Source organism: Candidatus Seongchinamella marina (assembly GCF_026262685.1).
GTDB lineage: Bacteria > Pseudomonadota > Gammaproteobacteria > Pseudomonadales > Halieaceae > Halioglobus > Halioglobus marinus.
This window is the reverse complement of record NZ_SHNP01000001.1, coordinates 897,808-921,073: the sequence shown is the minus strand read 5'-3', so window position 1 is coordinate 921,073 and position 23,266 is coordinate 897,808. Positions and strand designations below refer to the sequence as shown.

Below are 23,266 nucleotides of genomic sequence, written 5' to 3'. Positions count from 1 at the left end.
TACGCTGTATTTCGGGATACAAAAAACCTCCACGGTGCACGTTTCGGCGCGGTGGAAGTCTTGTCAAATGATGGGAAACCAGACTAACAGAAAGGCAGAGGGAGCTCAATCGTATCCACTGGCAATAGTGGGTTCCCAAACCAGCTCCCAGGGAGCTTCTGCATCCTGGCCACTGACTCCCCAGCGGCTGCTTTGACAAGGGCCCACGCTGCCCAGGCTAAGCAGCTCCTCTTCAAGGTACAGTAAGGGAACACGCTGTCGCCACCAGGGCGGTATTCCAGACTCCTGAAGGACTTTCTTGAGGCTTTTGCTCCGCTTATGCCCAGCCAAACGGCAGCGCTCGCCGCCATCTCGCCATTGCAGCGATAGGCTCTCATCTGCCGCCAGCCAGATGCCCTCGCTCTCGGTGCGCCGCAAGCTAATGCGGCCAACGCCGGGGATCTCAATAACCCCTCCGGGAGCTATTGCGAGCTCTTGATCAACCGGCCCTGGATCCTCTGGCAGCAGGTATATGGCCTCTTTGTAGCGCTGTAAGCGATAACTACCCGAATTCAACTGTGGCCTGGCGTCTCCAGTAGACGCCCGTAGCTGTCGCAAAAACTCATCCAGAACCGACTGATCCGGAGCCTGGTAGCCCCCTGATTTCAGCCACCCTCTCAATACCAGCGCCGCCTGTACCTGGTCATCGACTTTCAAGACACCGCCTGGCAGACCCGGATCACCCAGCGCGCTGTAGCAGGTCTGGGGGATGGTCACCGCTGATTCCCTGGCCCCAGAAACCGACGCCAGGTGCCCTGCTGCCCGGGTGATTGTCTGACGATACCCAGGCCATCGACTGGCCAACACCGGCAGTACATCCTGGCGCAGATAATTACGGTCCAGGGACACATCCTGATTGGAAGGATCTTCAATATAACGAAGTCCCTGGGCCTCAACATAGGCTTCCAATTGTGCTCGGGAATAATCCAGCAACGGTCTTAGCAGCAAGCCCTTGCCCAGCTCTCGCTGCCGCGGCATAGCGGCCAGACCATCGACGCCTGCGCCTCGCAATAGTCGCAGGAAAAATGTCTCCACCTGATCATCCTGGTGATGACCAAAAAATAACACTTCGCCCTCTTCCAGCTGTTCTTCGAAGCGAGCATAACGCGCCTGTCTGGCGGCAGATTCCACGCCCTTGCCATCGGGATCAACATCAACATTCAAGGCAAGAAAGGGAACATCAAGAAAGCGGCAAATCCAGGCACAGTGATTCTCCCAGTCTGCAGCCTGGGCCTGCAGACCATGATTAATGTGCAGCGCGGTGAGAGGTGGCGCTTGGCCGTTAGCTTTGCACCAGCTGTTAACCAGCTGCAATAGTGCGGTTGAATCAATCCCACCGCTGTAGGCCACGTACCAGTGAGGCGCATCACTGAATGCGGAGAGCTCCGCATTCAGATTGCTATGACTAATGGCCTTTGCCATAAAACAGGTACATCTGCGCGTTAGTTACCGTAGGACATCAACCGCTGGTAGCGCTTGGCCAAAAGGTCTTCCAGAGGAAGTGCCTGCAGGACATCCAGCTGCTCAATAAGGTGAGTTTTAATGCGTTCAGCCATCAACGCAACATCTCGATGAGCTCCACCGAGGGGCTCCGCAATAGTCGCATCTACAATTTCCAAATCCTGCAGGATAGAGGACGTTACACCCATAGCCTCAGCGGCGTCAGGCGCATTAGCTGAATCTTTCCAGATGATATTGGCACAACCCTCGGGGGAAATAACGAAGTAGGTGGAATACTGGAGCATGGCTAAATGATCACCGACGCCTATGCCCAGCGCACCACCTGAGCTGCCCTCACCTATCACAATGCAGATAATGGGTGTGGCCAGTCGCGACATTACCGCCAGGTTCTGAGCGATGGACTCACTGATACCGCGTTCTTCTGAATCGATGCCCGGATAGGCTCCCGGCGTATCAATGAGCGTGACGACCGGCATCTTGAAACGCTCGGCCATCTCCATAAGACGTAAAGCCTTGCGATAGCCCTCGGGTTTGGGCATGCCAAAATTGCGCATCACCTTGTCTTTGACAGCACGGCCCTTCTCTTGACCGATAACCATCACGGGACGTCCCTCCAGACGCGCCATACCTCCCACAATCGCGTTGTCATCCCCAAAGTGCCTATCGCCGTGCAGTTCATCAAATTCAGTGAATATCTGGGGAATGTAATCCAGGGTATAGGGACGCTGCGGATGGCGCGCCACCTTAACAATATCCCAGGCACTTAAATTGGAAAATATTTTCTCGGTGAGCTTGGTGCTCTTGTCGCGTAAGGTCTCTATTTCTTCACCGATATTGAGCTCATTATCCGAGCCAACCAACTGCAGTTCCTCGATCTTCACTTCGAGTTCTGCGATTGGTTGTTCAAAATCCAGGTAATTGGGATTCATGCGTCAGCAGTTCCTGATGTCTATGGCAGCGGCCAGTGTACAAAAAATCGTGCTGTCTCACCAATGCACATTGCTACGCAAGGCAGCTTTTGATGCCAACCGCGAGTCGTTGTGTTGATTACCCTGCCAACGCCTCTAAATTACCCGCCTCAAACCAAGACCAAGGTTTCTTCCGTGCTTTGTGACCTGTCCGCCAGGTAAATTCGCACATCGCGAAATTCAGCAGACTCATCGAGGTCAGGCAGCGTACAGCTGTCCATCTGATCGATTTGGCTAAAAGGGGGATAGTCGAAATTTTTCACCCTGGAATCAGCAACGAGCACACGCGGAGCTCGTCTGGAAAACCTCTCCAACCAGACGAAGTTTTCGCTATCGTAAAGTACGTCAGCAACAATAATCAGGTCTACCTCGCCCTCGATATCGAAATAGTCATCGCATAACTGCAGGTCAATACCATTGAGTTTCGCATTCACCGCCGTCGCTTCCAGCGCCAACGGGTCGATATCGCAGGCGATAACCTCTCCTGCCCCGGCGATAGCCGCTGCGATAGCGACGACACCGGAGCCACAGCCAAAATCCAGTATTCGCTTGCCACTCACCTGCTCTGGATGGTCTAACAGGTAGCGGGCGAGCACCTCGCCCGAGGCCCAGCAAAAAACCCAGTACAGCGGATTGTTCATCACCCGCTGCATTTCCTGCTCACTCAGCGCTCCCTGCGGATAGTTTTTCGCCAACAACAAGAGCTTGAGCTCAGGCACATTTGGCAAAGTCATCACCTCCAGCTCTGCGCTGGGAATAATTTCCTTTAAACGAGAATTCAATTTTTTATGAGAGGAAGACATGTGCGGGCATTATAACGGTTGTGATAAAAACTGCGGCGATTACACTACGCGCCATGTCAGACCTACCTCCCTACATTGTTCCCCATAGCCAGGAAGAGATACGCATTCTTTACGAAGATGCCGACCTACTGCTGGTGCGCAAGCCCGATCTCCTGCTGAGCATTCCCGGCAGGCACCCGCTCAACAAAGACTGTCTTATTACCCGACTGCAACAGGACTACCCCACGGCGAGTATTGTTCATCGACTGGACCTTGATACCTCGGGCATCATGATCATTCCTTTGAACAAGCCCACCCATGCCCATATCAGCCGTCAGTTTCAGGAGCGCCTGGTAGAAAAGTGCTACCACGCTGTAGTGTTTGGATTGGTCGAGCAGGACTCAGGCGAAGTGGAACTGCCCATACGCTGTGACTGGGAAAACCGGCCTTTGCAGATGATTGATCATGAACAAGGGAAGCACGCCCTGACCCGCTACGAGATACTGGAGCGACTCAGCGACCGCACTCGGCTGTTGTTAAAACCTGTCACTGGCCGCTCTCACCAGCTCCGTATTCATATGCGCGAGCTGGGGCATCCTATTCTGGGCTGTGATATGTATGCCCATCAGCAAGCCCTGGAAATGGCCGACCGGATGTTACTGCATGCAAGCTTCATCGGATTTGAGCACCCGACCAGTGGCGAGTGGTTAACAGGTGAGTGCGCACCAGACTTCTGATTGACCATCAAAACTGATTGAGAATAAAGCCAATGACCATCACCTGTGGCACTGTAATCAGGGGCAGAAACAGTGCAATCTTCCATGACCGGGTGGTATCCCTGATCGACATGACCTCGGTATAGTCAGTCGCCACGCCCGCCATCAAGAATGTAAACGCGTTACCGGGCGCGTTGGCGCGATTCATCAGGTCGGCCGCAATGGGTGTAGAGCCCTCCGAGCAGACTTCAATGACGGTGGTAGCCAACAAGGTCAGCCAGAGTCCCGCAAATGTTGCACCAAACCAGACGGCGAAAGCATCTTCTGGCACCAAAGCGCGTATTGCGCCGGCCAAAATCAAGCCAAATAGTGACCAGCGAATCACAACCCTTGACCCCGCAAACCCCTCTTTGAGGATGTCAACGGTTCCCCCAAGCGAGAAACGCATGGAGCGGCGAACCTCGGACCACATTTCATCCAGCGGGCGTTCCTCGCCCAACTCTTCCCGCCAGGGATTGGAGGGCAAGGTGCCGCGAGAGACCAGTGCGTCAAAAATCATTCCTGAAATTAAGCCAATCACCAATGACAGCAGAATGAAGAGCAAGGTCCAAACTACGCCAATCAGTCCAAACAAAATCAGAGTGAGAGAGAATGAGTTCCAGGGACTGGCCAGAAGAAAAGCCATCACCTGGCCCACCGTCGCGCCACGCTCGTAGAGCTTCATCCCAACCGCGAGAATGCCGTGACTGCAGAGGTCCAGAAACACCCCCGCGAGGGTGGCTCGAAACAGCCCGTGGATACCTCCATCACGCCCAAGAATACCCATCACCAATTCCCGTGGCACCCGACTCAGCAATCCGACGAAAATTATTCCCAGCGCGATACCCCACCACATGGCGTTAAACAACTCGAATATACCGCCGGTGAAAACGCCTAACACGCCACCGTGATCGTGTTGGCTGAACGCCCCTATAGAGTAGGCAACAGCAACAACAAGCAGACAGACCCAGAAGAAATAGTCTCTGCTTGCCGGTGTTTCACAGCAACTGTCGCCATCAGTTTCTGGAGCATGACAGCTGGCGGTTGGTGCCTCAGAACTCTCAGCGGCGCTGGCCGCCTCAGTGCCGCTCGCGCAACAGTGACTGTCTTTACTCTCGTGTTCTTTACTCATAGCGAGGAATCATCAGCGCTGGCAAGATCGTTCAGGATGGCACAATCGGGCCCCTCGTCCCCGTGACAACGACTGGCCATGTCCCGCAAAACCTGCTGCATAGCCAACAGCGAATCGATCCGTTGCTGCAGCTGCTCAGTCTTCTCCAACACCAGGGCGCGAGCATGCCGACTCTGCCGGCCGCTGTCGCGATGTAAGCCCAAAAGTTGCCGACATTCGCTCAGGTCAAAACCCACATCCCTGGCACGACTTAGAAACTTTAATTCCTCCACCGCGCCATCTTCGTATACCCGGTAGCCGTTCTCTGTCCGATCGACAGGAGCGGTCAAGCCAATATCTTCGTAGTAACGAATTGTTTTACTGCTGAGCCCACTGCGTCGGGCGGCTTCCGAGATATTCATTGTCGTCTCCGGGTTCCCATCACCCTAATGTAAACCTTCCAGTTACTAGAAGGTCAACCCTTTCGTGCATCGATGTTCAATTCATCAAGCAACTACTTCTTCGGTGACTTCCGTGCTCAGCGCTCGTCCTAGATATTCGGTGAAGATCTGGGCGCGGGCGCTCATTACGCCCGGTTGTCCAGTCACCAGGTAATGGGAATGCTGAGCTTCTACGGTCTGACCGCCCAGTGCCACCAGGCTGCCGTTGCGTAAATCGGTGGAGACTTCTACCCGATCGGCAAGGAACACGCCGCAGCCATCGCGAGCTGCGCATATCCCTAAATAGGAATCCTGCACGTAAAGGTTAGTGCGAGCCTCTCTTTGCTCCAGCCCATTATTCGATAACCAACGCTGCCAGCGTCCATGACGGTCATGAATCAAGGGCAATCTGAGCAACTCCGAAGGCTCCAGAACGCTACCTCCAGTGGGCAACAGCGATGGACTCACGACCGGCCCATATTTCTCGCGAAACAGTTCTCGTACCACTTTTTTAGGCGCTATGGGTTCACCAAAACAAACGGCAACCTCTATTTCTGCGGGCAACTCTCGTTGCATCGGCAGGATATTATCCAGACGAATTTCAATTTCAGGATAGCTCTGATTGAATTCACCGATCATCGCTAACAACCAGCAAGCAGATATGGAGGGCGGCGCGGCCAGCACGAGCTCGCCAGGCAAGGATGCTGGATCGACAGAAAGAGCTCCCTCCGTCAGCCGGTCCAGTGCCTCACCCACCGCCTGCGCCAGGCGGTTGCCCTCTTGAGTCAGGGTCAACCGATTCCTGCTGCGATCAAAAAGCAGGATGCCTAACTGTTCCTCCAACTGGCGAACCTGTCTGGAAACCGCACCGTGGGTGACCCCCAGTTCCGCCGCCGCTCGACGCAGATGACAGTGTCTGGCTGCGGCTTCAAAAGCACGCATAGCGTTAAGCGGCAAGTTGCGTCTCAATAGTTCCACGGCTACTCCTGTTTACTTTTAATCACCACATAGGTGCAAATATATCGATTGCAGTGACAAATACAATACATAAAATGCTCTACATCGCCATACTCTATCGGAATCAATACCATGAAACTGCAGCTCAGCGACCCCACCCTGCTGAAGAGCATGGCTTACATTGACGGTGAGTGGCGCCCGGCGGCCAACGGGTCCAGTTTCACTGTGAAGAATCCGGCAACTGGCGAGGTGATTGCTGATGTGACGGATCTGGGTGCGGCAGAGACCCGCGCCGCCATTGCAGCAGCACAGCAGGCAATGATCAGCTGGCGACAGCAGCCAGCGAAAGAACGCAGCGCAATATTACGCCGCTGGTTCAACCTGATCATGGACAACCAGGAAGACCTGGCGTGCCTGATGACGGCAGAGCAAGGCAAAGTACTTGCTGAGTCACGCCTGGAAATTACCTACGCCGCATCTTTTGTGGAATGGTTTGCTGAAGAAGCCAAACGAATTTACGGCGATGTGATTCCTGGCCCAAATGACAGACGCTCAATTGTCATCAAGCAGCCTGTCGGTGTGGTCGCAGCGATCACACCCTGGAATTTTCCCAGTGCGATGATCACCCGCAAAGTGGGGCCCGCCCTCGCCGCAGGCTGCAGCGTGGTGCTCAAACCTGCAGCCGAGACTCCTCTGTCGGCTCTGGCGTTGGCCGAGTTGGCAGATAGAGCGGGCATACCCGGCGGTTTATTTAATGTCATCACCGGCACCGATGCTCCTGCAATTGGCGACGAACTCACCTCCAGTGACATCATTCGCAAGCTTACCTTCACTGGATCTACCCCCGTCGGCAAACATCTGCTCGCGCAGAGCGCCGCTACAGTAAAAAAGGTTTCCATGGAGCTGGGAGGCAACGCTCCTATTATCATTTTCGATGATGCAGACCTGGATACTGCGGTCCAGGGAGCCATTGACACCAAATACCGTAACGCAGGCCAGACCTGCGTCTGTGCCAATCGTCTGCTGGTTCAGGACACTATCTATGACGCCTTCATCGAGAAACTTACCCAAGAGGTGAGCAAGTTTCGCGTGGGCGATGGCATGAATGAAAGCAACACCCTTGGGCCATTGATAGAACCAAAGGCACTTTTGAAGGTAGACGCTATGGTGCAAGATGCTGTTGCCGACGGTGCTAGCCTGGCCCTGGGCGGTAGAGCGATGCCTGAACTGGGGCCAAACTTCTATCAGCCCACCATACTGGCGAATGTCACCAATGACATGCGGGTCTTTCGCGAGGAGATTTTTGGCCCCGTCGCCCCAGTGCTTCGCTTCAGCGATGAGATCGAGGCTATCGCTATGGCCAACGATACCGAGTACGGATTGGCTGCCTATCTCTATACTAATGATTTAGGCCGCGTCTGGCGGATCAGCGAAGCGATTGAGTACGGCATGGTGGGCGTCAACGAAGTAGCGATCACCTCCGAGCTGATCCCCTTTGGTGGCGTCAAGGAATCAGGCCTGGGACGGGAAGGTTCCCATTACGGTATCGACGATTATGTCGAAGTGAAATACATTTGTATGGGCGGCATCGCCCAAGCCTAAAACGGACAATATAAGGTACTTATTATGTCAGCAGTCATTTACCCCACAACTAACCTGGCCGCTACCGAGCAGCTCAAATTCGAGCGCGCAGACGGTGTTTATGTTTATGACCAGGACGGCAAGCAGTACCTCGAGGGAATGGCAGGCCTCTGGTGCACCGGCCTCGGTTACGGTAACCGCGAGCTGATCGATGCCATCAGTGACCAGCTGGGCAAGTTATCTTTCTCCCATACTTTTGGTGGCAAAACACATCAGCCAGTTATTGACCTGGGCGATAAACTCGCAGACATGGTGCCGGTAAAAGATGCGATGGTGTTCTTCGGTAATTCGGGCTCCGATGCCAACGACAGCCATATCAAAATGCTCCGCTACTATTTCAACGCTATTGGTAAACCCGAAAAGCGCAAAATTATTACCCGTGATCGCGCTTACCACGGCGTGACCGTAGCAGCAGGCTCACTCACCAGCTTGCCGGCTAACCTGGCGCATTTCGACGCTCCGCTGGAAGCACTGGGCGTTTTGCGCACAGACCACCCACACTACTATCGCGGAGCCCAGGGCGACGAGAGCGAAATGCAGTTCGTTGATCGCATCACCAACAACCTGGAACAGCTCATTCTACAAGAAGACCCCGATACCATAGCGGCGTTTATCGCCGAACCTATTACCGGTGCGAGCGGCGTACTGGTGCCGCCACCGGGTTATTACGAAAAAGTACAAGCCATTCTGGAAAAGTATGACATTCTATTTTGGGCTGACGAGGTCATCACCGGTTTTGGCCGCACCGGTAAAGTATTCGGTTGTGAAACGGTCAACATACAGCAACCCTCGATGATGACTTTTGCCAAGCAAATGTCGTCCGCCTATTACCCTATTAGCGCCTCTGTTATCAGCGGCGAAATGTACGAGCCAATGATTGCGGCCAGCGAAGAAGTCGGTGTGTTCGGCCATGGCTACACCTACTCGGGGCATCCGGTAGCTTGTGCCTCGGCACTGAAAACCCTGGAAATCTATGAACGGGACGGTCTTTATGACAATGCAGCGACTCAGGGAGAACACCTGCAGTCACGGCTTGCCGAGCTTATGGAATATGAACAAGTCGGCGAAGTACGCGGTGCGGGCCTGATCGGCGCTATCGAGCTGGTTGAGCACCGCGACAGTAAAGCACCTGATGCCGCTCTGGCAAAAAAGGTGACCCTGGCAGCACAGGAAAATGGTCTGATCGTGCGTAATGTGGCCGGCAATGCCATTGCGGTGTGTCCACCGTTAATTATTAATCGTGAGCAGGTTGATGAGATGATAGATAAACTGAAACTCTCGCTTGAGCAGACTATTTGAGGAAAATTTTCATGCGTTCTCTGGATTTCCGCCCGTCTGGGAATCCGGAGGACAGCTAGGCTAGAGCGCCCGCAAGTACTCGACCATCAACTGCACACTGCGCTTACCTCGGAACTCGTTAACTTCCAACCGATAAGCCACCTCCACCTCGAGCACTGACTCATCCGGCCAAACATCCAGGTCCACATTAAAGGCAATGGCGTCGATGATTTGTTGACTGTCTTTCAAAGACAGCACTAACTTGAGGTGTTTGTCGCCAACCAGTCGCTGCTGAACGATTTTAAAATGGCCATCGAAAACCGGTTCCGGAAAATGCTGCCCCCATGGCCCCGCAAAACGCAGCTCATTCGCGAGGTCCAGGGCGAAATCGCCAGCCCCCAGCTCACCGTCTGATTCGACTACGGCCTGCAGTTCGACATCTTTGGCATGGCGCTCCACCTCCGCAATAAATGCTGTATTAAAGTCACGGTAAAGCTCGCGCGGAATGGTCAATCCCGCCGCCATAGCGTGCCCGCCAAATTTGAGAATCATGCCCGGATGACGGGTGGCAACCGCGTCGAGTATGTCACGAATATGAATTCCATTGATGGACCGGGCGGAACCTTTAATTTCGCTTTCATCACCATCGGCAAAAACGATTGTTGGTCGATGCAGCCTGTCTTTAATCCGAGAAGCAAGTATGCCAATAACGCCCTGGTGCCAGTCGCCCTGATACAGCGTCATAGCCACGGGCACACCGACTTCATCCAGGGCTAATTCATCCAGCAGTTGGAGCGCCTGATCCTGCATACCTTGCTCAATTTGTCGGCGGTCCTGGTTTTTCTGGTGCAGTTCGCTTGCGAGCCTGCGGGCGGCCGAAGGCTCATCCTGCAACAAACATTCAATGCCCACCGAAATATCGTCCAGCCGGCCCGCAGCATTAATGCGAGGTCCAACTGCAAATCCCAGGTCTGATGCCACCACACCGCGCAGCGGGCGAGAGGCCACTTCCAACAGGGCAATTATGCCCGGGCGTGCCTGCCCTGCGCGAATACGCTGCAGGCCGGCTGCAACTAATATTCGATTGTTTCGATCCAGGGGCACAACGTCGGCGACTGTGCCGAGTGCAACCAGGTCGGTGAGTCGCCCCAAGTTAGGTTCTGTTCTATCGGCAAACCAATCCCGATTCCGCAACTCGGACCGCAAGGCCATCATGATGTAAAAAATGACTCCAACACCAGCGAGATTTTTGCTGGGAAAGTTACAGCCCGGCTGATTGGGATTAACGATAACGTCAGCATCCGGCAATTGGTGGCCAGCGAGATGATGGTCGGTGATCAGTGTATTGATACCCTGTTCCCGCGCAGTGGCAATGCCATCAATACTGGAGATACCGTTGTCTACAGTAATGATGATGTCGGGCTTACCCTGCTCCAGGGCGAGTTCAACAATTTCTCGGGTCAGGCCATAGCCATATTCAAATCGATTGGGCACCAGGTAGGACACTTGCGTGGCACCAAATGATTTCAGTGCATCCAAAGCCAGCGCGGTACTGGTCGCGCCATCTGCATCATAGTCGCCAACAATAAGAATGCGTTGTTGCTCAGCCAATGCGTCAGCGAGCATTTTCGCTGCGCGCTCTGCGTTAAGTAATTGTGCAGGTGGCAGCAGGTGGGTGAGACCAAGGTCGAGGTCTTGAGATGACCGCACTCCCCTGCCGGAATAGACCCTGGCAAGGAGGGGATGCAGCTTATTTTCGTCCCACTGGACTGAGGAGTGAGTTTCGCGCCGACGAATAAGTTTGTTCACAATCGCGCTAAATCAGGCGTTAACATTCTTCAGCATAAACGCCTGCACTGCTGAAAGGTCATTGGGCAAGACTTCGAATCGTTCAGGGCGATCGAATAAATCACGCAGGTGATGGGGCAGCGATGGTTCCGTATCAAGCTTGGCTGCCTTCACCGCGCCGGGGAATTTCGCCGGATGAGCAGTGGCCAGCGTTACCACGGGAACCGAGGCGGGAACCTTGGCATCAAACGCCGCTTTCACACCAATCGCACTGTGCGGATCCAACATATATTCACAGTCTTTCCACGTGGCTGCCATCTGAGCGCAGGTTTCCGCATCATTAACACATTGGCTGGAAAACAATGCACTGGCCTTGGCCATCGCCTGTTGTGAAAAGCTGATGTCGCCCTGGTCGAAGTCAGCCATCAGCTGTGCAATGGAAGCACCATCACGTTCATACAAATCAAACAACAAACGCTCAAAGTTGGACGAAACAGTAATGTCCATACTCGGGGACAGAGAATGCTCAAGCGGCTGGCGCCCGTAGCTGCCATTGCTCATAACTCGGTGCAACACATCATTGCGATTGGTAGCAATAATGAGGCGCTCAATGGGGAGACCCATCTGGCTGGCCAGGTAGCCGGCGAAAATATCGCCAAAATTTCCCGTCGGCACAGAAAAAGCGACGCTGCGCCCGGGTGCGCCAAGCGCAACAGCAGCATAAAAGTAATACACAATCTGGGCCATGATCCGAGCCCAGTTAATCGAATTAACAGCCACCAGCCTGCGATCTTTTGGCAGGAAATCACGCTTGTTAAAACTGGTTTTGACCATCGCCTGGCAGTCATCAAAATTGCCCTGCACCGCCAGGTTGTGAATATTGCTTCCGACCACTGTTGTCATCTGTTTGCGCTGTACGTCGGAGACGCGGTCATGAGGGTGCAGTATAAAAATATCGATGTTCTTACAGCGCTTACAGCCCTCAATGGCGGCGGAGCCTGTATCCCCCGAAGTCGCGCCCATGATCACCACTTTTTGATGCTTTCGTTCCAGCACATAGTCAAGCAGACGCCCCAGCAGCTGCAGGGCAAAGTCTTTGAACGCAAGCGTAGGACCGTGAAACAACTCCAACACCCACTGGTTGTGACCAAGTTGAATCATTGGCGCCACAGCATCGTGGCGAAATTCAGCGTAGGTCTCTCGCAGGATTGCTTTTAAATCATCTTCAGGAATACACTCGCCCACAAAGGGAGTGATGATTTTATGTGCCAGCTGAGAATAATTCAGACCTGCCATACTGCCGATTTCCTCGGCGCTGAAAGTAGGCAAAGACTCTGGAACATACAAACCGCCATCCGAGGCAAGCCCTGTCAGCAGTGCTTCTTCGAAGTTGAGCGCAGGGGCCTGGCCCCGGGTGCTAATGTATTTCACTTCTTTTACCCTAACCGTCCAGTGCTTCAACCCGAATGCGGGCTACTTCGCCTGAAATAGATTCTAATGCCTCGATAGTGGCGACCGCTACATCCATGCTGCCTTGCGATGCGCGACTGGTGAGAACAATCAAAGGCACGCGAGTTTCACCTTCCGCCGGCGGTTTCTGAATTAAAGCTTCCATACTAATGCCGTGATCGCTAAAAATTGATGCTATCGAAGATAATACGCCGGGTTTATCCTCTGCAATAATCCGCAGATACCATGGTGTGACGACCTGCTCCATCGGTAAAACAGGCAAAGCCTTAAGGTCTGCAGTAGCAACACCCAAGGCCGGTACTCGACAGGACTGTCCAGCAGACAGCTCTCGCGCCAGGTCAACGATATCGGCAACTATTGCAGATGCGGTGGGCTCTGCCCCCGCACCTGCGCCGTAGTATAGAGTGGGACCAACTGCGTCTCCTTCCACCAACACCGCATTTTTAACGCCATTTACGTTAGCCAGTAAACGCCCCTCAGGTATCAACGTGGGATGAACCCGCAGTTCTACGCCGTCGGCACTGTGCTTGGCAACGCCCAGGTGCTTGATGCGATAACCCAGTTCCTCAGCGTATTCCACATCCTGTGTAGTGAGTCTGGTAATCCCCTCGGTGTAGACAGAGCTAAATTGCAGGGGCATACCAAATGCCAACGACGCGAGGATTACCAGCTTGTGCGCGGCATCAATCCCTTCTACGTCAAAAGTAGGGTCGGCTTCGGCATAGCCCAGTTCCTGGGCTTCGGTGAGTACGTCGGCAAAGTCTCGACCCTTCTCACGCATTTCGCTGAGAATGAAATTGCCCGTGCCATTAATAATACCGGCAAGCCATTCAATACGGTTGCCCGCAAGCCCCTCGCGCAAAGCTTTAATAATGGGAATGCCGCCAGCCACCGCTGCCTCGTAGCGAATAACAACATTGTTCTGCTCTGCGAGTGCGAACAACTCATTACCAAACTCTGCAACCAGTGCTTTATTGGCGGTCACTACGTGTTTTCCATTGCGCAGCGCCTCTTCGACCAGCTCTTTAGCAACCGAAGTACCGCCGATTAACTCCACCAGAATTTGCACCTCGGGGTCTCTGGCGACGTCAAAAATATCCCGACTAACCCGAATCTCACCGATGTCACAGTCGGGGTTGTCACGGCGAGCACCGATGTGAATCACCTCCAGCTCAGCCTGGGCGCGAGCGTTAATCGACTGTGCATTGCGATTCAACACGTTGAAGGTGCCACTGCCAACAGTGCCAAGACCGCAAATGCCGATTTTTACAAGATTTGAGCTCATTATTAGCTACTTTCCCCGATACAACTCTGGCTAGGCCGCTGCGACCCCATCATTTTTTATCATTTTTCGAATGTTGCGGATAGCCTGTCGAGTTCGGTGTTCGTTCTCGATCAAGCCGAAGCGCACATAGCCCTCGCCGTATTCACCGAAACCCACGCCGGGTGACACAGCAACCTTAGCCTCTTTTAGCAATTTTTTACTGAACTCCAGTGAATTCAGGTTCGAATAGCACTCGGGAATTTTCGCCCAGACAAACATGGTCGCCTTGGGTGGATCTACAGGCCATCCGGCATCGGTGAGCCCAGAACACAGAACATCCCTGCGGGATTTATACATCGCATTAATTTCACTAACACAGCTCTGATCACCTTCAAGCGCGGCAATAGCAGCGACCTGAATAGGCGTGAACATCCCATAGTCAAGATACGATTTGATGCGAGCCAAAGCACCTACGAGGGCCTGGTTGCCGCAACAGAAACCCACGCGCCACCCCGGCATATTATAACTTTTAGACATGCTGTAGAACTCTACTGCAACATCCATTGCGCCCTCTACCTGCAAAATAGAAGGTGCTACATAACCATCGAAGCAAAGATCCGCATAGGCCAGGTCCTGCACGACCCAAATCTCGTTCTCCTTGGCGATAGCGACCACACGCTCAAAAAACTCAAGTTCAACGCAATAAGCTGTTGGGTTCGATGGAAAATTCAGCACCAGCATTTTAGGCCGCGGCCAGCTATTTTGAATTGCCTTGTCCAGTTCGTCGAAGAACTCCTCCTCATTTGCGCCCATGGGCACGTGACGGATGTCCGCCCCGGAAATGACAAAGCCATAAGGATGAATTGGATAAGAGGGGTTTGGCACCAGAATCGCGTCCCCGGGGCCGGTCGTCGCAAGGGCCAGATGAGCAAGCCCCTCTTTCGAACCCAAAGTTACAATAGCTTCTGTTTCCGGATTCAGGGTCACGTCATAGCGACGCTGATACCAGTCACAAATCGCTCTGCGCAGGCGCGGAATGCCCTTGGACTGCGAATAACGGTGGGTATCACCCCGTTGGGCGGTTTCCACCAACTTGTCGACAATGTGGTTAGGTGTCGGCTGGTCTGGATTGCCCATGCCGAAATCAATGATATCCTCACCCGCCGCGCGCGCCTGCTGTTTCAAATCCCCAATAATATTGAAAACATAGGGGGGAAGGCGTGATATCCGCCGAAATTGCTCGTCCACAGTATTAACTCTGAATTGGGGCCCAAAGAGGCTGGATTGATGACCGGGAAAGGTCAGGAACAGTAAGGTTTCAGAGGAGTTATGTCAACGCGCGGGGCCGTAACTGTGGCATTGTACCCGCGCTTAATGGTGCCAAATTAACCGACCCTGGCATCCCCGCACAGGCAGGGAAGCAAGGTCAGGCGTCAGTTAGCGATAACTGTCGCCCATTTGAAGCAGCTAGTGGCTAGTTCAGGCCCAGCGTCACCATCAACTGGTCAGCACTCTGGTAGCCAGGAATCATCTGGCCTGTTTCGGTGATCATCGCGGGTGTGCCACGCACTCCCAACTCTTGACCCAACTGATACTGCTGGGCTACCGGATTATCATCACACTGATTAACCGCAACAGATTCCTTGTTTTTCAGGCTGGTCAATGTTTCCTGCGGGTTTTTCGCGCACCAGGCTCCTACCAACTGGCGATATCCCGGGGAGTCCATGCCAGAGCGTGGATAGGCCAGATAGCGCACTTCAATGCCACGTTTATTGAGCTCAGGTACCTCTTTATGCAACTTCTGGCAGTAAAAGCACGTCACGTCTGTGAACACTGAAATATGAGCAAGTGTGTCACCCTGCGCCGGGAAAACGATCATGTCCTTGGTATCGACCGCTTCCATCTTCACCAATCGCTCTTTATCGCGGCGTTTTTCTGCAAGGTTTACGAATTGGCCATTATTCACCTGAAACAAATCGCCAAGGATAAAATAACTGCCATCTTCCGTCGCATAAACCATAGGCCCAGCCTCGAACTGGACTTCCAGCATCCCGGGGACCTCACTGGTTTCAACGGTAGCCACCTTCAGCCCCATTGCCGGACTATCCAGGGCAGCGCGCACCTTTGCCACAGTGGCTTTATCAGCTGGAGTCCCCGCCTGGGCGAAGACTGCCAGCGCCAGCAGCAGAAACGCAGAAACGGACTGATTAAATCGAAATACCATGGTTTTTCCTCAATTGCGGGTGACAGACTCCTCGCCTGCCACCGGATAAATTATGCATCGCCTGTTTGAACAATTTTAACGCCGAGAGTTCCTCAGCCCCTGGGATGATGCTGCGCATGCAATTCCTGCATTCGCTGCTTAGCCACATGAGTGTATATCTGGGTCGTCGTCAGGTCGCTATGCCCCAGCAACATTTGCACTACCCGCAAGTCAGCACCGTGGTTAAGCAGGTGGGTAGCAAATGCATGCCGCAACGTATGGGGAGACAGGTTCTGCTTGATCCCAGCGCGCTGGGCGTAGATTTTAATACGATACCAGAAGGTCTGGCGAGTCATCTGTCGCCCTCTTTTGCTCGGAAACACTACATCTGAGGGAATTCCCTTGAGAAGCTCAGCCCGGGGGCCTGCCAGGTAGCCCTGCAACCAGGCTAGCGCTTCCTCTCCCATGGGTACCAGGCGTTCTTTGCTGCCTTTACCAAACACCCTGACAACTCCCTGGTTAATACTGATTTGGTTTATTTGCAATCCGGTTAACTCGCTAACGCGCAAGCCACAGGCGTAAAGCATCTCCAGCATAGTCCTGTCACGATACTCCAGCGCGATATCCAGGTCCGGGGCATCCAATAGCTTGTCAACATCGCCCTCGGACAATGACCTGGGCAGAGGGCGTCCCAGCTTTGGACTGTCTACATCCAGGGTGGGGTCTACGGTCAACCTGCCCTCGCGCAGCAGGTATTTGTAGAAACCTCGCGCGCAGGACATAAATCGAGCGGCAGAGCGCTGCGACTGCCCCTGCTGTAACCGCGCACCAAGGTAGGCCTGAAGCTCGGCCCTGTCAGTGCGAATAACTGAGCTCTTTTTACTCTTCGCCAACCAGTCATTGAACTGCCTTAAATCACGTCGATAAGAACTGAGCGTATTATCACTCAACCCCTTCTCCATCCACATGGCGTCAATGTAGCGTTCAATTTCAGGGTGTACGAGGAGCTCGGAGGTCATTCCACTACACTACCACGATCGGCGAATAAGTTGGGCAGGCGCACTTCGATGGATAACAAAGCAGGATTAACCTATGAGCATAAAAAAGCGGCCAATAAAGGCCGCTTTCGAAGACTGCTAAGGTAAAACTGGATTAACCCAGCTTTTCCTTGATACGGGCAGCCCGACCAGACAGCTCACGCAGGTAGTAAAGCTTAGCTTGGCGCACGTCACCACGGCGCTTGACGGACAGACTGTCAACCAAAGGGCTGTAAGTTTGGAAAGTACGCTCAACACCAACACCGTGGGAGATTTTGCGCACGGTGAAAGCAGAGTTCAGGCCGCGATTACGCTTGCCAATAACAACGCCTTCAAAGGCCTGCAAACGCTCACGTTCGCCTTCTTTCACTTTTACCTGAACAACCACGGTATCACCGGGGCCGAACTCGGGCAGGTCTTTTTCCATTTGTTCAGCGTCAAGCTGAGAAATGATCTTGTTGGTGCTCATGGTGCGCTCCTTTAGTGTTCCAGTCGTAGCTTCACAGCTAGCGGGCTCGTTAATTAACTTCGCTCACGGAGATATTCCGCCAGCAATTCATTCTCTTCGGCCGTCATTGACCGGCTCTGCAGCAAATCCGGGCGACGCTCTTGCGTCCTGCCCAGTGCCTGCTTCAGGCGCCAGCGGCGAATCAACTCGTGATTTCCGCTGAGCAAAACATCAGGTACCCGTTTACCCAGGTACTCCTCGGGCCTTGTGTAGTGCGGACAATCCAACAATCCATCTGCATAAGAATCCTCTTGTGCAGAGTCCTCATGCCCCAAAACACCTGGCAACTGGCGTGTCACCGAATCGATGACTACCATGGCAGCCAACTCACCGCCACTTAGTACATAATCGCCGATGGATAGTTCCTCATCGACTTCGGCTTCTATAAGACGTTCATCAACACCCTCATAGCGGCCTGCAACCAATATCAGCGCTCGCTCTCGCGAAAGTGCCACAGCCTTATTGTGATCAAGCCGCTGACCCTGAGGTGACAGGTAAATTACTTTTGCCTCTTCCCCTGTCGCCGCCTTTGCTGCAGCTATTGCTTGCTGCAAAGGGTTTATTTTCATCAACATACCCGGGCCGCCACCAAAGGGCCTGTCATCCACCGTACGATGCTTGTCGGTGGTGTAATCCCGCGGATTGCTGTGGCTGATCTGAACCAGGCCCTGTTTCACCGCCCTGCCAGTAACACCGAACTCACTGACAGCCTCAAACATTTCCGGGAACAGGCTTACCAGTGCAATCTGCATCCTGCCCCCCCGGTTATTTCTGCCGACCTATTCTTCGTGAATAAACCAGTCTATGTCTATCACTGCCTCTTCCAGGTCTACCCTGCTGACTGTATCGCCGGGCAGATAGGGAATGAGCCGTTCCTTGTCATCAATACTGTCGCCAGTGGCCTTTAAGACCAACACATCATTGGCACCGGTTTCGATCAGGTAATCCACGGTGCCCAGCAACACTCTGTCATCACCGGAATCTGGCTCCCGACCCCAAGCCTGCAGACCCTGCAGTTGGCGCCAATAAAACTCGCCCTCTTCCAGCGGTGGAAGACTATCGGCTTCCACCACGATTTGCAGTCCCTTATAGGATTCTGCCAGGTCGCGGTCATCAACTCCCGCAATATGGGCAACCATGCCCTTACCCTGTGGCTTCCAATGATCGAACTCCACCGCTACCAGTGCACCTCGACGCTGAAGCATCCACTTACCGAAGCGGAAGAGATTCTCCGCAGGATCAGTGAACGAATGTATTTTTACCCAGCCCTTTATGCCATAACAGCCCGTAATCTTACCGGCGGTCAGGGGGTTGGATCCGGACTCATTCATCAAAGACCGGTCGCCCGGCCTTAAGCCGCGGCTACTGCTGCGTCCTTGACCAGTTTGGCAACACGCTCAGACAGCTGGGCACCTTGGCCCTGCCAGTACTCGATGCGGTCGGCGTCGACGCGCAGACGCTCTTCCTGGCCACGGGCAACCGGGTTAAAAAAGCCCACTCGCTCGATGAAACGACCGTTACGCGCATTGCGGTGGTCAGTTACGGTCAGGTGGTAAAAGGGGCGCTTCTTGGAGCCACCACGTGCAAGACGAATTGTTACCATTTGCTTAAAATTCCTGAAAAATTAGAGGCATCTGAGTCGATTTGCTTCAGCTACCCACGACAAAAACCGACACACCGGCCGGAAAGGTGGCGTATCATACGGAAATCAGCTGTGGAATAAAACCCCAAAAGCGGGATTTATTTAGGTAATTCCGCAGCTTAGCTGCGAAACCAGTTACCTTTACCAGACCTCCTTTGGGGAGCGCAGTAGCTTCCGTTCAGGACCCATCTGCACAAAGGGAGCCAGTCTTGCGATCCGGACTCCAGAAGTCTTAAACAATCTATCTGAAGGGCGGCATTCCGCCCGGAGGCATGCCACCTGGACCACCCATACCGCCGCCGCCGGGTGGCATCATTCCACCAAGGCCGCGCATCATTTTCTGCATACCCCCGCCTTTCATCTTCTTCATCATTTTCTGCATTTGCTTATGCTGCTTTAACAGGCGGTTGAGGTCTTGCACCTGAGTACCAGAACCTTTGGTGATACGACGCTTGCGAGACCCCTGAATCGTCTCCGGACGACGCCGTTCGTTGGGGGTCATAGAGTTGATCATCGCCTCCATACGGGCAAACATTTTCACATCCAGGTTTTGCTGAGCCATTTGTGCCATGTTTCCCATGCCCGGCATCTTATCCAACATGCCGGTAATACCGCCCATATTATTCATCTGCTGCAGCTGGTCACGAAAGTCCTCGAGGTCGAAGCGCTGACCCTTTTTGACCTTGCGGGCCAATTTGGCAGCTTTATCCTTGTCGACCTTCTGCTCTGCCTCTTCGATCAGGGACAGTACATCACCCATGCCAAGAATGCGTGACGCCAGGCGATCCGGGTGGAACGGATCCAGGGCTGCGATTTTTTCGCCAACGCCCAGGAATTTAATAGGCTTACCCGTGATCGAGCGCACCGACAGGGCCGCACCACCGCGCGTATCAGCATCAACCTTGGTGAGAATGACACCGGTCAAAGGCAACGTTTCTCCGAAAGCTTTGGCGGTGTTGGCTGCATCCTGACCTGTCATGGCATCGACCACAAACAGGGTCTCGATGGGATTAACTGATGCATGAAGCTGCGCGATCTCAGCCATCATATCCTCGTCTACCGCGAGACGACCCGCGGTGTCCACGATGAGTACATCAGAAAATGACTTCTTGGCATGGCTAAGTGCCGCAGTGGCAATGTCGACCGGTTTTTCCGAGGACTCGGAAGGGAAAAAATCGACACCCACCTCAGCTGCAAGGGTTTCCAGCTGCTTGATTGCGGCAGGACGGTAGACATCAGCCGACACTACCGTCACCTTCTTTTTATCGCGCTCTTTCAGCAATTTGGCCAATTTGGCCACAGAGGTTGTTTTGCCTGCCCCTTGCAGACCAGCCATGAGAATCACCGCCGGGGGCTGGGTTGCAAGATTGAGCCCTTCGTTGGCGGAACCCATAACAGACTCGAGCTCGGACTGGACTATTTTCAGAAAAACTTGTCCCGGGCTGAGGCTTTTCATCACCTCCTGGCCAACAGCCCGCTGTTTCACAGACTCCACGAACTGTTTCACTACCGGTAAAGCCACGTCGGCCTCCAGCAGCGCCATGCGCACTTCACGCAAGGTTTCCTGGATATTATCTTCGGTGAGGGTTGCCTTACCGGTAATCGAACGCAGACTGTTTGACAGGCGATCGCTGAGACTTTGAAACATCTAAATACTCTCAAACTTCATAATGGAGAGCAGCCGCTATTGATTCTGCTGGGCCACCCCTGTACAAAGGACAGAGTATACGCCACCTCGGTCCAACCCCCAAACTGATGTCTGCCAGCCTCCTAGCACCTATTGCTGCATTACTTTATCTGACCGCGACAGGTCTGCACCTCATGCACATTTTTCAGCAACGCCAGGGGTTAAGCCGCGGGGTTGCCGTCATGGGCAGCATTGCGATGGTCTGCCATAGCATCGTGGCCGTGCAGGGTGTCAGTGTTACCGGCGGCCTCAGCCTCGGGTTTTACAAAATTTCCGCCTTGATGTTTCTGGCTGTTAACCTGGTGTGTGTTTTGCTGATGCTTCGACGCCCACTGCAAAACCTGCTTGTCGTTCTTTTTCCGCTCTCGGCGATGTCGGTGCTTGTGTCGACTTTCGCACCCGAGACAGCATCAATTACCACTCAATTACCCGGTGGACTGCTGTTGCACATTGGCTGCTCTATTCTGGCCTATGCAGTACTTACCCTGGCTGCAGCCCAGTCAGCATTGGTTGCCGCCCAGGACTACCAGCTACGCCACCGACATACTCATGGTATTGTCCAAATACTACCGCCCCTGCAGCTCATGGAAATCATGCTGTTTGAGCTGCTCTTGGTGGGCGTGGTCCTGCTCACAATTTCCATCATAAGTGGTTTTATATTCCTCGATGACATTTTTGCCCAGCATCTGGTGCACAAGACTGCGCTAACTATGCTCGCCTGGATTCTCTTCTCCGTGCTGCTATGGGGCCACCACAAGCTGGGGTGGCGCAGTCAAACAGCCGTGCGTCTTACGCTCGCCGGTTTCGCCGCACTGATGCTGGCTTTCTTTGGCTCCAAACTGGTCCTCGAACTGATATTACAGCGCGGCTAATCATGCCCGCTGGGGGCTTGCTCCTACCGATCTTTTTCTTCAAGATACCGACTCAGAAATTATTACAGGTTTATACCCACCTTGAACGAAGCACCGCTGGGTCTACTCTTCTCGGTTTTGGCTGCACTTGTTCTTCTCTCCGGTTTTTTCTCAAGCTCAGAAACCGGCATGATGTCCCTCAATCGCTATCGATTGAAGCACCTGCAGAACAACAAGCACCGAGGCGCTACTCGCGCCGGCAAATTACTGGAACGCCCAGACCGGCTTATCGGCTTGATTCTGATCGGCAACAATTTGGTCAATATTTTTGCCTCGGCCATCGCCACGGTCATCGCCATACGACTGTGGGGCGACGCGGGAATTTTCATTGCCACTTTCGCTCTAACCCTGGTCATCCTGATCTTTGCTGAGATAACGCCGAAAACTATTGCAGCACTTCACCCTGAAAAAATAGCGTTCCCTGCCAGCCTGATATTGCTACCGCTATTGAAAATACTGTACCCACTGGTCGCTGCAGTAAACTGGATAACCAACGGCTTACTGCGCACGTTTGGCATGGACCCTGCGAAACAAAATGACGAACACGTTTCATCGGACGAATTGCGTACTATCGTCACCGACGCAGGCAAGCTGATTCCCGCACGCCACCGCGGCATGCTGCTCAACATTCTCGACCTTGAAGAAGTCAGCGTCGACGACATTATGGTTCCGCGTAACGATGTTTTTGGTATAGACCTCGATGACAGCGACGATGAGATCCTGCGCTATATTCAAACCAGCTCTCACACCCGTTTGCCCGTATGGAAAGAAGACATCAACAATATTGTAGGCATGCTGCACATGCGCAATATGAGCCGGGTAATCGATAGCCAGGGACTAGATCGAAATGCGCTGGAACGGGAAATGGAAAAACCCTACTTCATACCGGAAGGCACTCCCCTGCATACCCAGCTCCTGAATTTTCAACAGAAAAAGAGCCGCCTTGCTGTCGTTGTAGATGAATACGGAGAAGTGATGGGGCTGGTCGCACTGGAGGATATTCTTGAAGAGATCGTTGGCGAGTTCACCTCTAACATGGCAGGCACCGAGGACAATATTTTTCCCCAGCGAGATGGTAGTTTTATTATTGCAGGCACTGCCAATATTCGAGAAATCAACAAATCCCTGGACTGGCATCTGCCCACCGACGGCCCCAAGACAATCAGTGGCCTGATCCTCGAATACCTGGAAGGCTTTCCTGACGCCAATGCCGGCCTGTCTATAGACACTTACCGACTGGAAATTCTCGAACTTGAAGGTAATGTTGTGCAGGCCGTAAAGGCAAATGTGGTCGCTGCTGAACCGACAAATTAAGCGCTTCTAT

General features: G+C 53.4%; 22 protein-coding genes. 5 read left to right on the top strand and 17 right to left on the bottom strand.

Annotated features, from left to right (window positions below):
* Positions 1-105: 105 nt before the first annotated feature.
* The 3 genes from tilS to EYC87_RS04090 form a co-directional block, all read right to left on the bottom strand.
* Entirely contained in the window at positions 106-1,461 is a 1,356-nt protein-coding gene (gene tilS / locus EYC87_RS04100) for a tRNA lysidine(34) synthetase TilS (RefSeq protein ID WP_279251731.1), read from the bottom strand.
* Positions 1,462-1,481: 20 nt separating this feature from the next.
* A complete protein-coding gene (gene accA, locus EYC87_RS04095; RefSeq protein ID WP_007229180.1) occupies positions 1,482-2,429 on the bottom strand; it encodes an acetyl-CoA carboxylase carboxyl transferase subunit alpha in 948 nt (315 codons plus the stop codon).
* A 149-nt stretch (positions 2,430-2,578) separates the two neighbouring features.
* Positions 2,579-3,271: a class I SAM-dependent methyltransferase gene (locus EYC87_RS04090; protein ID WP_279251730.1), complete on the bottom strand. Its 693-nt coding sequence runs from the start codon at positions 3,269-3,271 to the stop codon at positions 2,579-2,581.
* A 53-nt stretch (positions 3,272-3,324) separates the two neighbouring features.
* Here EYC87_RS04090 and EYC87_RS04085 point away from each other — a divergent pair, with 53 nt between their 5' ends.
* Positions 3,325-3,987 (top strand): pseudouridine synthase, encoded by a 663-nt coding sequence (locus EYC87_RS04085; RefSeq protein ID WP_279251901.1) that lies wholly within the window; start codon positions 3,325-3,327, stop codon positions 3,985-3,987.
* A 7-nt stretch (positions 3,988-3,994) separates the two neighbouring features.
* Here the strand turns inward: EYC87_RS04085 and EYC87_RS04080 are convergent, their stop codons facing one another.
* The 3 genes from EYC87_RS04080 to EYC87_RS04070 all read right to left on the bottom strand — a co-directional run bounded on the left by EYC87_RS04080 (position 3,995) and on the right by EYC87_RS04070 (position 6,534).
* The gene (locus tag EYC87_RS04080) at positions 3,995-5,137 is read right to left on the bottom strand and encodes a permease (RefSeq protein ID WP_007229173.1); all 1,143 of its coding nucleotides are present in this window, start codon (positions 5,135-5,137) and stop codon (positions 3,995-3,997) included.
* Entirely contained in the window at positions 5,134-5,538 is a 405-nt protein-coding gene (cueR, locus tag EYC87_RS04075) for a Cu(I)-responsive transcriptional regulator (protein ID WP_007229181.1), read from the bottom strand. Before cueR ends, EYC87_RS04080 begins: the two co-directional genes overlap by 4 nt.
* Before the next feature lie 84 nt (positions 5,539-5,622).
* Positions 5,623-6,534: a LysR substrate-binding domain-containing protein gene (locus EYC87_RS04070; RefSeq protein WP_279251729.1), complete on the bottom strand. Its 912-nt coding sequence runs from the start codon at positions 6,532-6,534 to the stop codon at positions 5,623-5,625.
* A 111-nt stretch (positions 6,535-6,645) separates the two neighbouring features.
* Between EYC87_RS04070 and EYC87_RS04065 the strand changes: the two genes are divergently transcribed.
* Both EYC87_RS04065 and EYC87_RS04060 read left to right on the top strand, forming a co-directional pair.
* The gene (locus tag EYC87_RS04065; protein WP_279251728.1) at positions 6,646-8,115 is read left to right on the top strand and encodes an NAD-dependent succinate-semialdehyde dehydrogenase; all 1,470 of its coding nucleotides are present in this window, start codon (positions 6,646-6,648) and stop codon (positions 8,113-8,115) included.
* A 24-nt stretch (positions 8,116-8,139) separates the two neighbouring features.
* Positions 8,140-9,453 carry an aminotransferase gene (locus tag EYC87_RS04060; protein ID WP_007229155.1) on the top strand — a complete coding sequence of 438 codons (1,314 nt, stop codon included), beginning with the start codon at positions 8,140-8,142 and terminating at the stop codon, positions 9,451-9,453.
* A gap of 60 nt (positions 9,454-9,513) precedes the next feature.
* Here the strand turns inward: EYC87_RS04060 and recJ are convergent, their stop codons facing one another.
* The 11 genes from recJ to ffh all read right to left on the bottom strand — a co-directional run bounded on the left by recJ (position 9,514) and on the right by ffh (position 20,992).
* Complete coding sequence (gene recJ / locus EYC87_RS04055; protein WP_279251727.1) at positions 9,514-11,241, bottom strand: single-stranded-DNA-specific exonuclease RecJ; 1,728 nt, start codon at positions 11,239-11,241, stop codon at positions 9,514-9,516.
* A gap of 12 nt (positions 11,242-11,253) precedes the next feature.
* Positions 11,254-12,651 carry a threonine synthase gene (thrC, locus tag EYC87_RS04050; protein WP_279251726.1) on the bottom strand — a complete coding sequence of 466 codons (1,398 nt, stop codon included), beginning with the start codon at positions 12,649-12,651 and terminating at the stop codon, positions 11,254-11,256.
* A gap of 10 nt (positions 12,652-12,661) precedes the next feature.
* Positions 12,662-13,975, bottom strand: a complete 1,314-nt coding sequence (locus EYC87_RS04045) for a homoserine dehydrogenase (RefSeq protein WP_279251725.1) — start codon at positions 13,973-13,975, stop codon at positions 12,662-12,664.
* A gap of 30 nt (positions 13,976-14,005) precedes the next feature.
* Positions 14,006-15,202 (bottom strand): alanine transaminase, encoded by a 1,197-nt coding sequence (gene alaC / locus EYC87_RS04040; RefSeq protein ID WP_279251724.1) that lies wholly within the window; start codon positions 15,200-15,202, stop codon positions 14,006-14,008.
* A gap of 226 nt (positions 15,203-15,428) precedes the next feature.
* Positions 15,429-16,178: a thioredoxin fold domain-containing protein gene (locus EYC87_RS04035; RefSeq protein ID WP_007228982.1), complete on the bottom strand. Its 750-nt coding sequence runs from the start codon at positions 16,176-16,178 to the stop codon at positions 15,429-15,431.
* 92 nt (positions 16,179-16,270) lie between these two features.
* The gene (gene xerD, locus EYC87_RS04030; protein ID WP_279251723.1) at positions 16,271-17,176 is read right to left on the bottom strand and encodes a site-specific tyrosine recombinase XerD; all 906 of its coding nucleotides are present in this window, start codon (positions 17,174-17,176) and stop codon (positions 16,271-16,273) included.
* A gap of 133 nt (positions 17,177-17,309) precedes the next feature.
* Positions 17,310-17,663 carry a 50S ribosomal protein L19 gene (gene rplS / locus EYC87_RS04025; RefSeq protein ID WP_007229031.1) on the bottom strand — a complete coding sequence of 118 codons (354 nt, stop codon included), beginning with the start codon at positions 17,661-17,663 and terminating at the stop codon, positions 17,310-17,312.
* A 53-nt stretch (positions 17,664-17,716) separates the two neighbouring features.
* Positions 17,717-18,454 (bottom strand): tRNA (guanosine(37)-N1)-methyltransferase TrmD, encoded by a 738-nt coding sequence (gene trmD, locus EYC87_RS04020; protein WP_279251722.1) that lies wholly within the window; start codon positions 18,452-18,454, stop codon positions 17,717-17,719.
* Between the two features lie 27 nt (positions 18,455-18,481).
* Positions 18,482-19,033, bottom strand: a complete 552-nt coding sequence (rimM, locus tag EYC87_RS04015; RefSeq protein ID WP_007229193.1) for a ribosome maturation factor RimM — start codon at positions 19,031-19,033, stop codon at positions 18,482-18,484.
* 20 nt (positions 19,034-19,053) lie between these two features.
* A complete protein-coding gene (gene rpsP, locus EYC87_RS04010; RefSeq protein ID WP_007229161.1) occupies positions 19,054-19,305 on the bottom strand; it encodes a 30S ribosomal protein S16 in 252 nt (83 codons plus the stop codon).
* A gap of 280 nt (positions 19,306-19,585) precedes the next feature.
* The gene (gene ffh, locus EYC87_RS04005) at positions 19,586-20,992 is read right to left on the bottom strand and encodes a signal recognition particle protein (protein ID WP_279251721.1); all 1,407 of its coding nucleotides are present in this window, start codon (positions 20,990-20,992) and stop codon (positions 19,586-19,588) included.
* Positions 20,993-21,165: 173 nt separating this feature from the next.
* Here ffh and EYC87_RS04000 point away from each other — a divergent pair, with 173 nt between their 5' ends.
* Complete coding sequence (locus EYC87_RS04000; RefSeq protein WP_279251720.1) at positions 21,166-21,903, top strand: cytochrome C assembly family protein; 738 nt, start codon at positions 21,166-21,168, stop codon at positions 21,901-21,903.
* 81 nt (positions 21,904-21,984) lie between these two features.
* Positions 21,985-23,256 (top strand): HlyC/CorC family transporter, encoded by a 1,272-nt coding sequence (locus EYC87_RS03995; RefSeq protein ID WP_279251719.1) that lies wholly within the window; start codon positions 21,985-21,987, stop codon positions 23,254-23,256.
* Positions 23,257-23,266 lie beyond the last annotated feature (10 nt).